Annotated in this window: 18 protein-coding genes; 3 read left to right on the top strand and 15 right to left on the bottom strand. The window is 69.9% G+C overall.

Features of this window, described 5'->3' with window-relative positions:
• Window position 1: 1 nt before the first annotated feature.
• Window positions 2–301: a hypothetical protein gene (locus EDD92_RS27480; protein ID WP_123966858.1), complete on the bottom strand. Its 300-nt coding sequence runs from the start codon at window positions 299–301 to the stop codon at window positions 2–4.
• Entirely contained in the window at window positions 298–798 is a 501-nt protein-coding gene (locus tag EDD92_RS27475; protein ID WP_123966857.1) for a hypothetical protein, read from the bottom strand. Before EDD92_RS27475 ends, EDD92_RS27480 begins: the two co-directional genes overlap by 4 nt.
• Window positions 799–865: 67 nt before the next feature.
• On the opposite strand from EDD92_RS27475, the gene EDD92_RS27470 reads away from it, so the two are divergent.
• The gene (locus tag EDD92_RS27470; protein WP_123966856.1) at window positions 866–1630 is read left to right on the top strand and encodes a PIG-L deacetylase family protein; all 765 of its coding nucleotides are present in this window, start codon (window positions 866–868) and stop codon (window positions 1628–1630) included.
• A 33-nt stretch (window positions 1631–1663) separates the two neighbouring features.
• Here the strand turns inward: EDD92_RS27470 and EDD92_RS27465 are convergent, their stop codons facing one another.
• Both EDD92_RS27465 and EDD92_RS27460 read right to left on the bottom strand, forming a co-directional pair.
• The gene (locus tag EDD92_RS27465) at window positions 1664–3580 is read right to left on the bottom strand and encodes a long-chain fatty acid--CoA ligase (RefSeq protein ID WP_123966855.1); all 1917 of its coding nucleotides are present in this window, start codon (window positions 3578–3580) and stop codon (window positions 1664–1666) included.
• 265 nt (window positions 3581–3845) lie between these two features.
• The gene (locus EDD92_RS27460; RefSeq protein ID WP_123966854.1) at window positions 3846–5795 is read right to left on the bottom strand and encodes a long-chain fatty acid--CoA ligase; all 1950 of its coding nucleotides are present in this window, start codon (window positions 5793–5795) and stop codon (window positions 3846–3848) included.
• A 283-nt stretch (window positions 5796–6078) separates the two neighbouring features.
• On the opposite strand from EDD92_RS27460, the gene EDD92_RS27455 reads away from it, so the two are divergent.
• The gene (locus tag EDD92_RS27455) at window positions 6079–6933 is read left to right on the top strand and encodes a MaoC/PaaZ C-terminal domain-containing protein (protein ID WP_185124445.1); all 855 of its coding nucleotides are present in this window, start codon (window positions 6079–6081) and stop codon (window positions 6931–6933) included.
• On the opposite strand, the gene EDD92_RS27450 is transcribed toward EDD92_RS27455, so the two are convergent.
• From EDD92_RS27450 to EDD92_RS27420, 7 genes are all read right to left on the bottom strand, one after another.
• A complete protein-coding gene (locus tag EDD92_RS27450; RefSeq protein WP_123966852.1) occupies window positions 6928–7578 on the bottom strand; it encodes a TetR/AcrR family transcriptional regulator in 651 nt (216 codons plus the stop codon). The genes EDD92_RS27455 and EDD92_RS27450 overlap by 6 nt on opposite strands.
• 38 nt (window positions 7579–7616) lie before the next feature.
• The gene (locus tag EDD92_RS27445) at window positions 7617–7925 is read right to left on the bottom strand and encodes a DUF4229 domain-containing protein (RefSeq protein ID WP_123966851.1); all 309 of its coding nucleotides are present in this window, start codon (window positions 7923–7925) and stop codon (window positions 7617–7619) included.
• Window positions 7926–8023: 98 nt separating this feature from the next.
• Entirely contained in the window at window positions 8024–8548 is a 525-nt protein-coding gene (locus EDD92_RS27440) for a GNAT family N-acetyltransferase (protein WP_123966850.1), read from the bottom strand.
• Window positions 8549–8564: 16 nt separating this feature from the next.
• Entirely contained in the window at window positions 8565–9215 is a 651-nt protein-coding gene (locus EDD92_RS27435; RefSeq protein ID WP_123966849.1) for a UdgX family uracil-DNA binding protein, read from the bottom strand.
• A 123-nt stretch (window positions 9216–9338) separates the two neighbouring features.
• Complete coding sequence (gene mqnE / locus EDD92_RS27430) at window positions 9339–10502, bottom strand: aminofutalosine synthase MqnE (RefSeq protein ID WP_123966848.1); 1164 nt, start codon at window positions 10500–10502, stop codon at window positions 9339–9341.
• Between the two features lie 68 nt (window positions 10503–10570).
• A complete protein-coding gene (locus tag EDD92_RS27425; protein ID WP_030945405.1) occupies window positions 10571–11026 on the bottom strand; it encodes an Lrp/AsnC family transcriptional regulator in 456 nt (151 codons plus the stop codon).
• 58 nt (window positions 11027–11084) lie between these two features.
• Complete coding sequence (locus EDD92_RS27420; protein WP_123966847.1) at window positions 11085–11768, bottom strand: UbiX family flavin prenyltransferase; 684 nt, start codon at window positions 11766–11768, stop codon at window positions 11085–11087.
• Between the two features lie 92 nt (window positions 11769–11860).
• On the opposite strand from EDD92_RS27420, the gene EDD92_RS27415 reads away from it, so the two are divergent.
• Window positions 11861–12448: a rhomboid family intramembrane serine protease gene (locus EDD92_RS27415; RefSeq protein WP_123966846.1), complete on the top strand. Its 588-nt coding sequence runs from the start codon at window positions 11861–11863 to the stop codon at window positions 12446–12448.
• Here the strand turns inward: EDD92_RS27415 and EDD92_RS27410 are convergent.
• Genes EDD92_RS27410 through EDD92_RS27395 form a run of 4 tightly spaced genes read right to left on the bottom strand, consistent with a single transcriptional unit; the run spans window position 12439 to window position 15784 of the window.
• Window positions 12439–12996, bottom strand: coding sequence for a Uma2 family endonuclease (locus tag EDD92_RS27410; protein ID WP_260326779.1), 558 nt, complete (start codon window positions 12994–12996; stop codon window positions 12439–12441). The two genes, EDD92_RS27415 and EDD92_RS27410, sit on opposite strands and share 10 nt — an antisense overlap.
• Window positions 12997–13010: 14 nt before the next feature.
• Window positions 13011–13913, bottom strand: coding sequence for a menaquinone biosynthesis prenyltransferase MqnP (gene mqnP, locus EDD92_RS27405; RefSeq protein WP_123966845.1), 903 nt, complete (start codon window positions 13911–13913; stop codon window positions 13011–13013).
• Window positions 13910–15364 carry a menaquinone biosynthesis decarboxylase gene (locus tag EDD92_RS27400; RefSeq protein ID WP_123966844.1) on the bottom strand — a complete coding sequence of 485 codons (1455 nt, stop codon included), beginning with the start codon at window positions 15362–15364 and terminating at the stop codon, window positions 13910–13912. The genes mqnP and EDD92_RS27400 overlap by 4 nt, the downstream gene beginning before the upstream one ends.
• A gap of 57 nt (window positions 15365–15421) precedes the next feature.
• Window positions 15422–15784, bottom strand: coding sequence for a hypothetical protein (locus tag EDD92_RS27395; protein WP_123966843.1), 363 nt, complete (start codon window positions 15782–15784; stop codon window positions 15422–15424).
• Between the last annotated feature and the right edge of the window lie 50 nt (window positions 15785–15834).

The raw sequence follows: 15834 nt of genomic DNA, 5'->3' as shown, positions 1-15834 counted from the left end.
TTCAGGACCCGTCCTGCGCCCGGACCCGGGCCGCGGCCTGGATCGCCTGGACGTAGGGCTCGTCCTCGCGCTGGGTGGCCCGGGAGAGTTCGTCGAAGGGCACGATTGCGCTATGGCCCGGATCCCGGTTGTCCATCCAGGCGGCCCAGGCGTCGTGGACATCGGCTGCGGTGACCTGTTCCCCCTTGGCCCGCATGAGGACGGCGTAGAGAAGGAAGAGACCGTCGGCGTCCGCCGGGGGGCGGGCCTGAGGCGGCAGGAGTTCGCGGATCAGGGCGGCGTCCGCGCGCAGATAACTCACGTGCAGAGTATGCCGATGAACAGACCTGCGTGCAATGCCGCAAATACCCAGGGGACTTTCCGTTCGGTCGCCCCCAACTCGGTGTATCTGGTCCACCACGGCCCGCCAGAATTCCCCGTCAGCATCTCCCACTCCTGACTGAAGGCCTGTAGCGGAAGTCGTGGTTCGACGGCATTGATGATGTCGAATTTCACGCGGTTGAGCACGCGGTAACTGCGCAACTGGAGCCACCAGACGAGGGAGATGGAGATTCCGGCGAGCGTCAGTACGAGCGCGGCCCACCACGGCGCATTCTGGTTTTCCGTGGCGGTGATGCCCAGCGCGCCGAGGAAAGCGGTCTGAACGGAGAGGAAGAATGCGTTCGCAGCACCGCGCCGGGCGGAGACGCGGTCCGACATCTCGACGGCCATCTTGTAGAGGTCGAGCAGTTCCGGTGCGGGGTCGGACGCTTCCGCACGGGCGGGATCCCCGTCTGGGGCAGCCGGTTCGGACGTCACCAACTCCAGATGCCCTGATCGGAGTTGCCTCTAACCTTGATTCTTCACGACGAAGGGTGATGCGGACATGCCCCTCCCCAGCCTCCTGGCCGTCTTCGCGCACCCCGACGACGAGTCGCTGGCGTCCGGTGGTGTGCTCGCCCAGCACGCGGCCTCGGGGGCGCGGACCACGGTCGTCACCGCCACCTGGGCCGAAGGCACCCGGCGGGCCGGCGAGTTGGCCCAGGCGCTGCGCATCCTCGGGGCGGGGGAACCGCGGATGCTCGGGTACGCCGATGCACACGTTCCCGAGTCGGCACCGGGCGCCCCACGCTTCTGCGATGCACCGCTGGACGAGGTGGTGGGGCGGCTGGTCAGGCATGTCCGGGAGTTCCGGCCGGAGATCGTGATCACGCATGACGCGTACGGCAATCTGTCCGGACATCCGGATCACGTGCACGCGCATCGGGTGACGGTGCTTGCCGTGCAAGCGGCGGGTTGGGGGCGGCTGTATCCGGAAACGGGAGCGGCCTGGGAGCCGAGTGCGCTTTACCTGGCCACGCATCCGGAATCCGCAGTACGCGCTCTGGGCCGCGAGGTGCTGCTCCGCCCGGGCCGGGCGATGTACAGCGTGCCCGACGAGTGGGTGTCGGCGGTGGTGGATGTCGGACCGTGGGCGGAACAGAAGCTGGACGCGATCATGGCTCATCGCAGCGAGGTGGTACGGGGGGCGCTGCCGGGCCGCCTCGCCGCGCTCGAGCCGACGGACCGGGCCAGGGTGGTGTCCACCGAGTGGTACGTGCGGCACGGCATCGTGGCCCCGGTGGAGACGCAGTCCGACCTGGCTCCGTAGATACAAAACTGTTTCGTTTCCTCCAGCGGCGGCTCACCGCTCGTACAGCCCCTCCACCTCCGCCGCGAAGTCCCGCATCACCGCTTCCCTGCGGAGCTTCATCGACGGGGTCAGGTGGCCCTCCTCCTCCGTGAAGTCCCGGGGGACGATGACGAAGCGGCGGATGGATTCCGGGCGGGAGACCAGCTTGTTCGCCTCGTCGACCGCACGCTGCAGGATCGCCCTCAACTCGTCGTCCTCGACGAGGAGTTCCGCGGGGACGGGGTGCCGGCCGTTCATCCGGCGCCAGTGGCTGACGCCCTCCATGTCGAGGGTGATGAGTGCGGCGATGTACGGACGGCGGTCGCCGACGACCATGCACTGGGAGATCAGGGGGTGCGAGCGGAGCCAGTTCTCCAGGGGTGCCGGCGCGGTGTTCTTGCCGCCCGCCGTGATCAGGATCTCCTTCTTGCGGCCGGTGATCGTGAGGTAGCCCTCGTCGTCGAGGCGGCCGATGTCGCCCGTCGGGAACCAGCCGTCCGTGGAGGAGGGGATCACTCCGCCGCCCTGCGGGTCCCAGTAGCCACGGAAGACCTGCCCGCCCTGGAGGAGGATCTCGCCGTCGGCCGCGATGCGGACCTTCGTGCCGGGCATGGGCCAGCCGACCGTGCCCAGGCGGGGTTTGAGGGGCGGGGTGACCGTGGCGGCGCCGGTGGACTCGGTGAGGCCGTAGCCCTCGTAGATCTCCATGCCGGCGCCCGCGTAGAAGGCTGCCAGGCGGCGGCCGAGGGGGGAGCCGCCGGAGATGATGTGCCGGATGCGACCGCCCATGGCGTTGCGGATGCGGCGGTAGACGAGCGGGTCGTAGAAGGCGCGGGACGCCTTGAGGGCGGCGCCCGGGCCGGAGCCGGTGCCGGCGTGGCGGGCCTCCATCGCCTCGCCGTAGCGGACGGCCACGCTCGCCGCCCGGTCGAAGGCGGAGACCCGGCCGCCGACCTCCGCCTTGGCGCGGGCGTTGTTGTAGACCTTCTCCAGCATGTACGGGATGCACAGGAGGAAGGTCGGCCGGAACGTGCCCAGGTCGGCCAGGAGGTCGTCCGCCTGCAGGCTCGCGGCGTGGCCCACGCGGACCCGGGCGCGGATGCAGGCGATCGCCACCATGCGGCCGAAGACGTGCGACATGGGCAGGAAGAGGAGCGTGGCCGGGTCTTCCGACTTCGACTTGAAGATGGGGTAGAGGAGTTCGGTCGCGTTGTCGACCTCGGCGAGGAAATTGCCGTGCGTGAGCACACAGCCCTTGGGCCGGCCGGTGGTGCCGGAGGTGTAGATGACCGTGGCGAGCGTGTCGGGGACCAGCATCCCGCGGCGTACGGCGACTTCCTGGTCGGGGACGGGCGCGCCGAGTTCGGCCAGCCGCTCCAGGTGCCCCTTCTCCACGATCCACATGTGCCGCAGGTCGGGCAGGCGGCTGAGCTCCGGGCCGAGGGCCGCCGCCTGACCGGCGGTCTCCGTCACCAGGGCCACCGCGCCGGAGTCCTGGAGGATCCACCGGGTCTGGTAGACGGAGGAGGTGGGATAGATCGGGACGGTCACGAGGCCGGCGGCCCATGCGGCGAAGTCGAGGAGCGTCCACTCGTAGATCGTCCGCGCCATGATGGCGATACGGTCGCCGGCGACCAGCCCTTCCGAGATCAGGCCCTTGGCCAGGGCCAGGACCTGCTCCGCGAACTCCGCCGCCGTCACGTCCGACCAGTCCCCGTCCTCCGTACGGCGGCTGAGGACACGGGCGTCGGGTGCCGCGTCCGCGTTGTCGAACGGCAGGTCGGCGAGCGAGCCATGGGTGGCCGGCGGGACGAGCGGCGGGACCGACGCCTCGCGCACTTCGCCGTCCAGCCTCCGAATCTCGGGCTCCACCAACTGGGGCACGCCGTCGTAGTCGGACGCGGACGGATAGGGCACGGGCACGGACATGGCAGCTCCTGGGGCGTGCAGCTCGGTACCGCTCTGCCTGAGGTACGTGCAGCGCGTACCGGGACGTTCACCAGCGGTGTGCGGCTGGGGTGTTACCGCGGGTTAGAACGGCGATCGTACGGTGTCGGCACGGGGAGTTGGTGCGGGCCCTCCGGGGGTTTTGCGGTGGGGTTGTGCCGTGGTCGGCCGTCTACTGTCTGCCGCGCCATCGTGGTTGCTCGCGCCCACGCGGCGGAGCCGCAAATCGACACAGTCCCGCGCACCTTCAGGGCGCTCCAGCACCGTAGGGGTCGTACAACTCCTCGATCTGCGTTGCGAAATCCTCGGCGATTGCTTCCCGTTTCAGTTTCATCGATGGAGTCAGATGCCCCGCCTCCTCCGTGAAATCGACCGGGAGGATCGTGAAGCGGCGGATCGACTCCGGGCGGGAGACCAGTTTGTTCGCCTCGTTCACCGCGCGCTGCAGGACCTGCCTCAACTCGTCGTCGTCCAGAAGAAGTTGGGCCGGGACCGGGTACTTTCCGCGCATCCGGCGCCAGTGGCTGACGCCCTCCATGTCCAGGGTGATCAGGGCGCCGACGTAGGGCCGGGCGTCGCCGACGACCATGACCTGGGAGATCAAAGGGTGGGCGCGGAGCCAGTTCTCCAGCGGGGCCGGGGCGACGCTCTTGCCGCCCGCCGTGATCAGCAGTTCCTTCTTCCGGCCGGTGATGTAGAGGTAGCCCTCCTCGTCCAGCCGCCCGATGTCGCCGGTGGCCAGCCAGCCGTCGACGGTCGCCGGGACGACACCGCCCGCGTTCGGGTCCCAGTAGCCGCGCAGGACGTGGTCCCCGGCCAGCAGGATCTCGCCGTCGGCGGCGATACGGACCTTCGTACCCGGTATGGGCCAACCCACCGTGCCCAGGCGGGGCTTGAGCGGCGGGGTCACGGTGGACGCGCCCGTCACCTCCGTGAGGCCGTAGCCCTCGTAGATCTCGATGCCCGCCCCGGCGTAGAACGCGGCCAGCCGGCGGCCCAGCGGGGAGCCGCCGCAGATCATGTAGCGGACCCTGCCGCCCATGGCGTTGCGAATACGCCGGTAGACGAGGGGGTCGTAGAAGGTGCGGGCGGCCTTCAGTGCGGCGCTCGGGCCCGGTCCCGTGCCGGAGTGGCGGGCCTCCGTCGCCTCCCCGTACCGGCGGGCCACGCCCGCCGCGCGGTCGAAGGAGGTGACCCGGCCACCGGTCTCGGCCTTCGCGCGCGCCACGTTGAACACCTTCTCCAGCATGTACGGGATGGCGACGAGGCAGGTCGGGCGGAAGCTCGCCAGGTCGGGGAGGAGCTCGTCCGCCTTCAGGCTCGGCGCGTGGCCCAGCCGTACCCGGGCCCGTATGCAGGCGACCGCCACCATGCGGCCGAAGATGTGCGACATGGGGAGGAAGTGCAGGATGGACGCCTCTTCGCTGGTCCGTGAGCGGAACACCGGGTAGAGGAGCTCGATGGCGTTGTCGACCTCGGCGAAGAAGTTGCCGTGGGTGATGGCGCAGCCCTTGGGGCGGCCGGTGGTGCCCGAGGTGTAGACGACGGTGGCGAGCGTGTCGGGGCTCAACATCCCGCGCCGTACGGCCACTTCCTGGTCCGGCACCTGACCGCCCTGCTCCGCCAGCCGCTCCACATGGCCCTTCTCGATGACCCACAGGTGCCGCAGGTCCGGCACCCGGTCGAGTTCCGGGCCGAGGGCCGCCGCCTGGGCGGCGGTCTCCGTGACGAGTGCGACCGCGCCCGAGTCCTGGAGGATCCACCGGCTCTGGAAGGCCGAGGAGGTGGGGTAGATCGGGACGGTGACCAGGCCGGCGGCCCACGCGGCGAAGTCGAGGAGCGTCCACTCGTAGATCGTCCGCGCCATGACGCCGATCCGGTCCCCCGGTACCAACCCCTCGGCGATCAGTCCCTTCGCCACCGCCAGCACCTCGTCGGCGAACCGGGCCGCCGTCACGTCCGCCCACCGGCCCGACTCGGTGCGGCGGCTGAGCACCTTGTCGTCCGGGGCGATGCGTGCGTTGTCGAAGGGCAGGTCGGCGAGCGAGCCGTAGGTCACCGGCGGGACGAAGGGCGGCACGGAGACCTCGCGCACCTCGCCGTCCAGCCGCCGGATCACGGGCTCCACGAGAACCGGCGTGCCGTCGTACGTCGTCGAGTGGACAGCGGCGGGCGCGGACGGCTGCGAGGTGGACACGGGCGACTCCAGACGTTCACCAGAGTTGCCCTGCGGGGGAGTTACCGCAGGTCAGGGGAGGCGATCGTACGGCGCGCCCGTGATGAGCCGGTGTGGGTTCCAAGGTGGTCCGGCGGCGGGGATGCGTCGGGGATGTGCAAGCTCGTCGCTTTTCTGGCCGATAGGGCACCGCCGGACGGTATGGTGAACATTTTTCATCTTCTGCCCCTCCCCCACCTGCCCTTACCTCGGGTAACCTGACTCCGGAGTAAGCACAGCGCCCGTGGGGAGTTTCGGAATGTCGATGTCCGTCGTCCTGCCCGGTACCCCCGCCCTCGTGCCCCTGCTCGCCCGTGGCGCCCTGCTCTCCCCCTTCAAACGCCCGCGCCCGGACGCCGACTTCCCCCGCAGCCGGCTCGTCCTGCCCGGACTGCGCATCGACCTCGCGCGACTCGCGGCGTACGAGCGGGTGTGCGGCTTCGCGACCGGCGACGACGCGCTGCCGGCGACCTATCCGCATGTACTGGGCTTTCCGCTGGCCATGCGGCTGATGAGCGGACGGGGCTTCCCGCTGCCGCTGCTCGGCCTCGTCCACACCTCGATCGAGATCACGCAGCGGCGCGCGCCCGCGGCGACCGGCGAGTACGAACTCGCCGTGTACGTCGGCGGGTTGGAGCCGCACCGACGCGGCACCGAGGCCTCGGTGATCACCGAGATGCGGGCCGACGGGGACGTCGTATGGGAGTCGCGGAGCACCTATCTGGCGCGGCACCGGACGCAGCACCCCGGTGAGACGCCCAGGGACGACCGGGAACAGCTGCCCGCCGTGGCCGAGTGGAGGCTGGCCGCCGACGTCGGGCGGCGGTACGGCGCCGCGTCCGGCGACCGCAACCCCATCCACCTGCACCCGCTCACCGCCCGCCTCTTCGGCTTCCCCCGCGCCATCGCGCACGGCATGTGGACGGTGGCCCGCTGCCTCGCCGCGCACGGGGTGCCCGAACGAGCCCGGGTGGAGGCGCAGTTCAGGGCACCGGTGCTGCTGCCGGGGACGGTGACGTATGCCACCGACGGGGAGCGGTTCGAGCTGCGCGGGAGCGCGGGCCGCATCCATGTGAGCGGAACTGTCGGCGGCCTCGGGGCGGCTGACGCCGCGTCATGACTCCGGGGTGTGCGGCGGCGACCAGGGCCGCCCGTCCATGAGGTTGCCCAGGCCCGCCCAGGCGAAGTTCATCAGGGTGGCCGCCGCCTGGCGGGCCGTGGTGCCGGGGGTGGCGTTGGCCCAGGCGGCGAGGGACTCGGCGGCGCCGACCAGGGCCTCGGCGAGCCCGGCGACCTCCCGCTCGGGGAGGTTCGGATTGCGGTGCGCCTCCCGGGCCGCGACGACGATGAGCTGCGTCACGAACGCGACGATCTCCTCGCGCATCGCGGTCACCTCGGCCGCGAAGGGTTCGCGGGTACGGGCCTGAAGGTGCAGCACCGCCCAGCCGTCCGGGTTCTGCGCGGTGTGCGTGAAGAACGCCCGCAGCCCTTCCCAGAGCTGGCGGTCGGCGGGCAGATCGGGCACGACCCCGGTCCGCACCGCCTCGACGAGCGCCGTCGCCTCCCGGCGGATGCAGGCCGTGAACAGGTCTTCCTTGGAATTCAGATACAGGTACACCAACGGCTTGGACACGCCCGCCAGTTCGGCGATCTCGTCCATCGACGCGGCCATGTACCCACGCTGCCCGAAGGTCCGCACGGCGGCGTCCATCATCTGCTGCTCACGGACCGCCCGCGGCATCCGCTTGGTCTTCACGGCACCCATGGGGCAAGGGTAATTGGGAGCGGGCGCCCTCAACCCCGTCAGGAAGCCTGGGGTGCCTGGCCCTGCGAGCGGCTCGCGTCGTCCGCGTCGTCCTCCTGGGCGGCGTTCGCCGCGAAGCCGGCCTTCATCCGGTCGACCCGCTCGACGACCTTCACGGAGGCACGGTCGCGCTCCTTGCGCAGGACGACGAAGCTGATGGGGGCGGAGACCACCAGCGCCAGCAGGACGAGCCACATGAAGTTGGAGGCGCCGTAGCCGCGCGGGACGATGCCGGAGTAGACGAGGCCCCAGACGACCAAGAAGCAGCCCGCGAAGATCCCGAGGCGCATCAGCGTGTAGCGGAGCATCTCAATCCACTCTTCCGTCAACGGTACGAACATTCCCAAAGGGCACCGTCCAGTGAAGCACGCCCGGGACCCGATCTTGCAGGGGGGTGGGCGGGCTCTCAGCCCAGTGGCAGCAGCATGAAGACGTCGTCGCGGTAGTCGTCCGGGGCGACGCGGATGGCGTCGGGGACCCGCCCGACCTCCTTGTAGCCGCAGGAGCCGTAGAACCGCTCCAGGCCGTTCCCGCCGCGGCAGGTGAGCCGGATCGCGTCGATGCCGTCGAAGCCGCGGGCCGCGTCCTCGGCGGCGGCGAGGAGGTCCCGGCCGTACCCCTTGCCCTGGTGGCGGGGGTGCACCATCACCGTGTACAGCCATACCCAGTGCGTCATCAGCCGGTGGGTGTTGAAGCTGAAGAAGGCGGTCGCCGCGACCGTCGCGGACTCGTCCAGGCCGACCAGCAGCCGGGTCCGCCCCTCCGCCATGGCGACGAAGTGCTTCACGAGCTCCGGCCGTATGTCCTCGGCCGTGACCGGCGGTACGAAGCCGACCGAGCCGCCCGCGTTCGAGACATCGGCCCACAGGTCGAGGATCCCGTCGCGCAGGGCGGGAGTGACGGCGGGGTCGAGAGTGAAAGTAAGGGACACCGGGCCATGGTACGCATTACGACAGTGCCCGCGCCGCCACCTCCAGATCCGAGACGAGGCCCCGGTAGGCCGCCTCCCTGTCGTCCGCCCGCAGCACGGCCGAGGGGTGCACGGTCGGCACGATTCGCTCCCGCCTGCCGTGGATCTCCTCCTCCAGGAGCGTCCCGCGCACCTGCGTGACCCGGAACGAGGAGCCCAGCAGCGCCTTCCCGGCGGTCGCTCCCAGCACCACGATCAGCTCGGGTTCGACCACGGCCAGCTCGGCGGCCAGCCACGGTCCGCACGCCGTCATCTCCCGCAGCGTGGGTGCCTTGTGGATACGGCGCTTGCGCGGTTCGGCCTGCGTGAACTTGAAGTGCTTCACGGCGTTGGTGACGTACGCGTCCGCGGGGTCCAGACCGGCTTCCTGCAGGGCCCGGTCCAGCAGCTTGCCCGCGGGGCCGACGAAGGGCTTTCCCTGGCGGTCCTCCTGGTCGCCGGGCTGCTCACCGACGAGCATCACGCGCGCGTGCGCGTTCCCCGCGCCGAACACCGTTTGGGTGGCGTCCCGGTGCAAGGGGCAGCCACGGCAGTCCGCGGCTGCCCGGCGAAGAGCAGGGAGACCGCCGCGGTCCGGTACGTATGGTTCAGCGGTGTACGCGTCCTCGGGCGCCTTGGTGCTCACCATGCCCGACGAGTACCCGCCGTGAGCCCCCGGACCCATGTCGTCTGCGGGAGAGTGGGGGCTGGTCGCGCCCGCGCGGCGGAGCCGCATATCGATACAGCCCCGCGCCCCTTGAGGGCGCGGCAGTCAGACGCGCATTGGCTGCGGAGTTTCCCGGCGCGCCGGGTCCGGGCCCTCGTACTCCCGAATGATCTCGTACCGAGTATTCCGCTCCACCGGCCGGAACCCGGCGTCCCGGATCAGATCCAGCAGGTCCTCACGGGTCAGCTTGTTCGGCGTGCCGTAGTTGTCGGCGTCGTGCGTGATCTTGTACTCGACGACCGAGCCGTCCATGTCGTCCGCGCCGTGCTGGAGGGCGAGCTGCGCGGTCTGGACGCCGTGCATGACCCAGAAGACCTTGACGTGCGGGACGTTGTCGAACAGCAGCCGGGAGACCGCGAAGGTCTTCAGGGCCTCCGCGCCGGTCGCCATCTGGGTACGCGCCTGGAGCCGGTTGCGTACCTTGCCGTCCTTCATGTCCACGAAGTCGTGCTGGTAGCGCAGCGGGATGAAGACCTGGAAGCCGCCGGTCTCGTCCTGGAGCTCGCGCAGGCGCAGCACGTGGTCGACGCGGTGCCGCGGCTCCTCGATGTGGCCGTACAGCATGGTGCACGGGGTCTTCAGACCCTTCTCGTGCGCCAGGCGGTGGATGCGCGACCAGTCCTCCCAGTGGGTGCGGTGGTCGACGATGTGCTGGCGGACCTCCCAGTCGAAGATCTCCGCGCCGCCGCCGGTGAGGGACTCCAGGCCCGCGTCGATCAGCTCGTCCAGGATCTCGCTCGCGCTCAGCCCGGAGATCGTCTCGAAGTGGTGGATCTCCGTCGCCGTGAACGCCTTCAGGGAGACGTTCGGCAGGGCGGTCTTGAGCTCCCGCAGGGAACGCGGGTAGTAGCGCCACGGCAGGTTCGGGTGCAGGCCGTTGACGATGTGCAGCTCGGTGAGGTTCTCGCCCTCCATCGCCTTGGCGAGCTTCACCGCCTCCTCGATGCGCATCGTGTACGCGTCCTTCTCGCCCGGCTTGCGCTGGAAGGAGCAGTAGGCGCAGGAGGCGGTGCAGACATTGGTCATGTTGAGGTGCCGGTTGACGTTGAAATGAACCACGTCACCGTTCTTGCGCGTGCGCACCTCGTGGGCGAGGCCGCCGAGCCACGCCAGGTCGTCCGACTCGTACAGCGCGATGCCGTCCTCGCGGGTCAGCCGTTCACCGGCCCTGACCTTGTCCTCCAGCTCGCGCTTGAGCCCGACGTCCATGCCCACACCTTTCTCCGACGACACCGACGATGTCTCCGACAACTTCGACGACTTCGACAACCGTACGGCTAGACCTCTTCGGGCAGTTCCCCGACCCGGTTCTCCCACTTCGTGGAGAGCACGATCGTCGTACGGGTGCGGGAGACGCCCTTGGTGCCGCTGAGCCGCCGGATGATCTTCTCCAGGCCGTCCACGTCGTTCGCCCGCACCTTGAGCATGTACGAGTCGTCGCCGGCGATGAACCAGCAGTCCTCGATCTCGCTGAGCTCCTTCATGCGCTGGGCCACGTCCTCGTGGTCGGCGGCGTCGGACAGCGAGATGCCGATGAGGGCGGTGACGCCGAGGCCGAGCGAGGCGGCGTCCACGGTGGCGCGGTACCCGGTGATGACGCCGGCCGCCTCCAGCCGGTTGATGCGGTCGGTGACGCTGGGTCCCGACAGGCCGACGAGGCGCCCCAGCTCCGCGTACGAGGCCCGGCCGTTCTCCCTCAGGGCCTGGATGAGCTGCCTGTCCACCGCGTCCATGCGATTCGATGCCTTCCGCTGAAATATCCCGAGTTGATGAGAGGTACTGCGACGTGCCCTACCGGCCGGCACTCCCACCGCCCAGTTCGCCCGTCCAACGCCGGTACAGACCGTGCTCGACGCCCGCCGCGTCCAGCACCCGCCCGGCGACGAAGTCCACCAGGTCCTGGATGTGGGTGGCGCCCGCGTAGAAGGCGGGCGAGGCGGGCACCACGGTCGCGCCCGCGTCGTCGAGCTTCACCAGGTGCCGCAGGGTCTGACCGTTCAAGGGGGTCTCCCGTACGGCCACGACCAGCGGGCGGCGCTCCTTGAGCGTGACGCTCGCCGCGCGCTGGAGCAGGTCCTTGGACAGCCCGAGGGCGACACCGGCCACGGAGGCGGTGGAGGCGGGCACGATCAGCATGCCCTTGCTCGGATACGAGCCCGAGGACGGCCCGGCGGCCAGGTCCCCGGCGGGCCAGTACCGCACCCTGCCGATGTCCGCCTCGAAGATTCCGGGCTTCCCGTCGGCTCCCCGCCCGAGCCATTCCCGCAGGTCCGCCTGCCAGTGCGCGTCCCGGAACGAGATCCCCGTCTCGTCCAGCAGCGTGAGCCGCGAGGCCCGGCTGACGACCAGGTCCACGCTCTCGCCGGCCTCCAGGAGTGCGCGCAGCACCGACGCGGCATAAGGCGTGCCGGAGGCCCCGGACACCCCTACGATCCAAGGTGTACGCGCCGTCTCTCCTGGCTTGGCTGGGTTCACAACACCGAGCCTATCCGGCCTCGCAGGGTGGGAACCGGTCGAGGGGGCTCGGGCGTTCTCCGGGCGGGGACGAGTGAGCAGTGGGGGTTGCCATGTCGGACAGCGGGCTCGAGTGGTCGCGCGGGGACCGTGCGAAGGCCGCGGCCAAGCTGATGGTGGGCTGGGTCGCGCTGCTGTGGTTGCTGGAAGTGGTCGACGTGGTCAGCGGCCATGCGCTGGACGGGCTGGGCATCACGCCGCGCGAGCCCTCCGAGCTGGTGGATGTCGTGCCCGCCGCGTTCATCCACTTCGGCTTCGCCCATGTGGCCGCAAACAGTGTGCCGCTGCTGGTCATGGGCTTCCTCGTGGCGCTGGGCGGGATACGCCGGTTCGCCGCGCTGTGCCTGGTCGTCATCGTGGCCGACGGACTGGGTGTGTGGCTCGTGGCCCCGGCGCACACCAACACGGCGGGTGCCTCCGGGCTGATCTTCGGCCTCTTCGGCTTCCTGCTGGTCAGCGGCTTCGTGGAGCGCCGGCCGCTGGGCGTCGTGGTCGGTCTGCTGATCGGCGCGATATGGGGCGGCTCGATCCTGCTGGGCCTCTCACCGCTGCAGACGGGCGTCAGCTGGCAGGCCCACTTGATCGGGCTGGCGACGGGCGTGGCGGCGGCGTTCTGGTTCCGGCGGCGCGCTCAGGGCTGAGGGCGGGAACCGGGATCGACAGGGAGACGGTCGGTGGTGAGCTTCAACTTGCCGAGCGGGGAATCGACCGTCAGCGGAGGGCCGTAGGGGACGGTGTCGCGGCCGCGGTAGCTGTCAGAGCCCGGGTTCCACATCGTCACGCAGTGGCCCGCGAGCGGATCGAGGACGACGTAATTGGCGATGCCTCGGGAGGCGTACCAGCGGGGCTTTACTTCGTAGTCGCGGCGGACGCTGCCGCGGGAGACGACCTCTACGACGAGTTCGACGAGATCGGGGAGGTAGGCGCTCTCGTTCCGCTCGGCCTCGGGCGCGGGGATGACGGCGAGGTCGGGGCAGAACTCGTTGTCGTCGTCGAAGAGGACGCCGACACCGCTGATGAGAGCCCACGCCTGGCCGATCTGCCCTTCGAGGCAATTCCACACCTCGTGGATCGTTCTGCCGTGGTGCGGTGTGACCGGGCTCGCCACCACGCTGCCCTCGACGATCTCCACCCGGAAACCGGGCAGTGCCTCCTCTGCGCGGGCCAGCCCGGTGTGCAAGCGGTCCATGGGGCGGACCGTAATCAGACGGTCAGCCCTCGAACCAGAAGATCCAGCAGCGCACACACGAACAGGGCAATCCCGATGAACCCGTTGACGCTGAAGAACGCCCGGTTGAGGCGGGACAGGTCATGGGGGCGGACGATCGAGTGCTCGTAGACGAACGCGCCCGCGACGATCATCAGGCCGACCCAGAAGAAGCCGCCCGCGTCCGTCGTCACCGCGTACCAGACGAGCAGGGACATGGTCAGCGCGTGGCACACGCGTGCGCCCCAGATGGCGGCCGGGATGCCGAAGCGGGCCGGGACGGACATGACGCCGATCTCGCGGTCCGTCTCGATGTCCTGGCAGGCGTAGATCAGATCGAAGCCGCCGATCCAGATGCCGACCGCGAGGCCGAGGATCACCGCGTCCCAGGACCACTCACCGCTGATCGCCAGCCAGCCGCCGACCGGGCCCATCGCCTGGGCGAGACCGAGGATGGCCTGGGGGAAGTTCGTGAAGCGTTTCCCGTACGGGTACACCACCATCGGGATCACCGCGATGGGGGCGAGGGCGAAGCAGAGCGGGTTGAGCAGGGCCGCCGATCCGAGGAAGACGACGACCGCGATCAGCGCGCCGGTCCAGGCGTGCTTCACCGACATCGCGCCGGTGACCAGCTCCCGGTGTGACGTGCGTGGATTCCTGGCGTCGATCTCGCGGTCGATGATCCGGTTCACCGCCATCGCGAAGGTGCGCAGCCCCACCATGCAGATGGTGACCAGGAGCAGCCGCCCCCAGTGGATGTTCCGGTCCCACTGGAACATCGCGGTGAGCGCGGCGATGTAGGCGAAGGGCAGGGCGAAGACCGAGTGCTCGATCATCACCAGGCGGAGGAACGCCTTGGTGCGTCCTGGCTGCGGGATCGCGGCGGAGGCGCTGCTCATGAAAGGCCGTACTCCTTCCAGCGGCGGTCGACCTTCGCCGCCGTCTCCGGGTCGGACAGGACCATTTCGGGCCAGCCGCCGTCGCGCGTGTAGCCCTCCTCGGGCCACTTCTTGGTCGCGTCGATGCCTGCCTTGCCGCCCCAGAACTGCTGGTAGGAGGCGTGGTCGAGGTGGTCGACGGGGCCTTCGACGACGCTGAGGTCGCGGGCGTAGTCCGTGTTGCCGAGCGCGCGCCACGCGACCTCGTGGAGGTCGTGGACGTCGCAGTCGGAGTCCACGACCACGATCAGCTTCGTCAGGGACATCATGTGTGCCCCCCAGATCGCGTGCATCACCTTCTGCGCGTGCTTGGGGTACTTCTTGTCGATCGAGACGATCGCACAGTTGTGGAAGCCGCCCGCCTCCGGCAGGTGGTAGTCCACGATGTCCGGCACGATGATCTTCAGGAGGGGCAGGAAGAAGCGCTCGGTCGCACGACCCAGCGGTCCGTCCTCCGTCGGAGGCCGGCCTACGACGATCGACTGAAGCAGCGGCCGCTTCCGCATCGTCACGCAGTCGATCTTCAGGGCCGGGAAGGGCTCCTGCGGCGTGTAGAACCCGGTGTGGTCGCCGAAGGGCCCCTCGGGGAGCATCTCGCCGGGCTCCAGCCAGCCCTCGATGACGACCTCGGCCTGGGCCGGCACCTGCAGCGGGACGGTCTTGCAGTCGACCATCTCGATCCGCTTGCCGGCGATGAACCCGGCGAAGAGGTACTCGTCGATGTCGCCGGGGAGCGGCGCGGTGGAGGCGTAGGTGACGGCGGGCGGGCACCCGAAGGCGATCGCGACCGGCAGCCGTTCGCCCCGCCTCGCCGCGACCTGGTAGTGGTTCCGGCTGTCCTTGTGGATCTGCCAGTGCATGCCGATGGTGCGCCTGTCGTGGCGCTGCAGCCGGTACAGGCCCAGGTTCCGGATGCCGCTCTCCGGGTCCTTGGTGTGGGTGAGCCCCAGGTTGAAGAAGGACCCGCCGTCCTGCGGCCAGGTGAAGAGGGCCGGCAGCTGGTCCAGGTCCACGTCGTCGCCGGTGAGGACGACCTCCTGCACGGGGGCTTCCTTCACCTTCTTCGGCGGTACGTGCGTCATCGCGCCGAGCTTCCCGAAGGCCTCGCGGACGCCGACGAAGCCGTGCGGCAGCTCGGGCCTGAGCAGCCCGCCGATCTTGTCGCTGATCTCGCCGTACGACTTCAGGCCGAGGGCCTTCAGCAGGCGCCGGTCGGTCCCGAAGACGTTCATCGCGAGGGGAATGGACGAGCCCTTCACGTTCTCGAAGAGCAGCGCAGGCCCACCTGCCTTCTGGACGCGGTCGACGATCTCCCCGACCTCCAGATACGGGTCCACCTCGGCCTTGATGCGCTTGAGGTCACCCTCGCGTTCCAGTGCCCTGAGCAGGGAGCGAAGATCGTCGTAAGCCATGCGTCCCAGTATCGCCGAGCCCCTCGAACCCCCGACGCCCGCCCCGCCCGCCGAGGCTCAGCTCCGAGCCCGCCCCAGGTCGGCTTCGTGCTGCCGCAGTGCCACCGTGGTCGCACCTGTCGCGTACAGCACGCCACCCGCGGCGGCGAGGGGCGTGGCCAGGAGCAGGGCGGCGAGCGGCTGGGGCCAGTCGCGTTCGGTGGCGCAGCGCCTGGTCATCCATGCGCCGTCGGTGTCGGCCTCGCGTTCCGCGACCACGGGCGCGTCGCACTCCACCCCGTTCCCCGTCCTGTACGGCGTGAACATCTGCCAGGCGGCGTACAGCCACAGCACGGTCGCGAGGCCGAGCAGGGCGACGCCCCAGGAGCGACGGTTCCCGGCGCGGCTGATGAATCGGTCCTCGACGGCTGCCGGATGCATGGCCTCTCCCCCGGTTCGGCGCACTGTCGGGCGCCATTTTTCCCACCCGC

Source organism: Streptomyces sp. TLI_185 (assembly GCF_003814765.1).
Lineage (GTDB): Bacteria > Actinomycetota > Actinomycetes > Streptomycetales > Streptomycetaceae > Streptomyces.
Note: the sequence above shows the minus strand (reverse complement) of the source record. Positions and strands in the feature narration are given on the sequence as shown.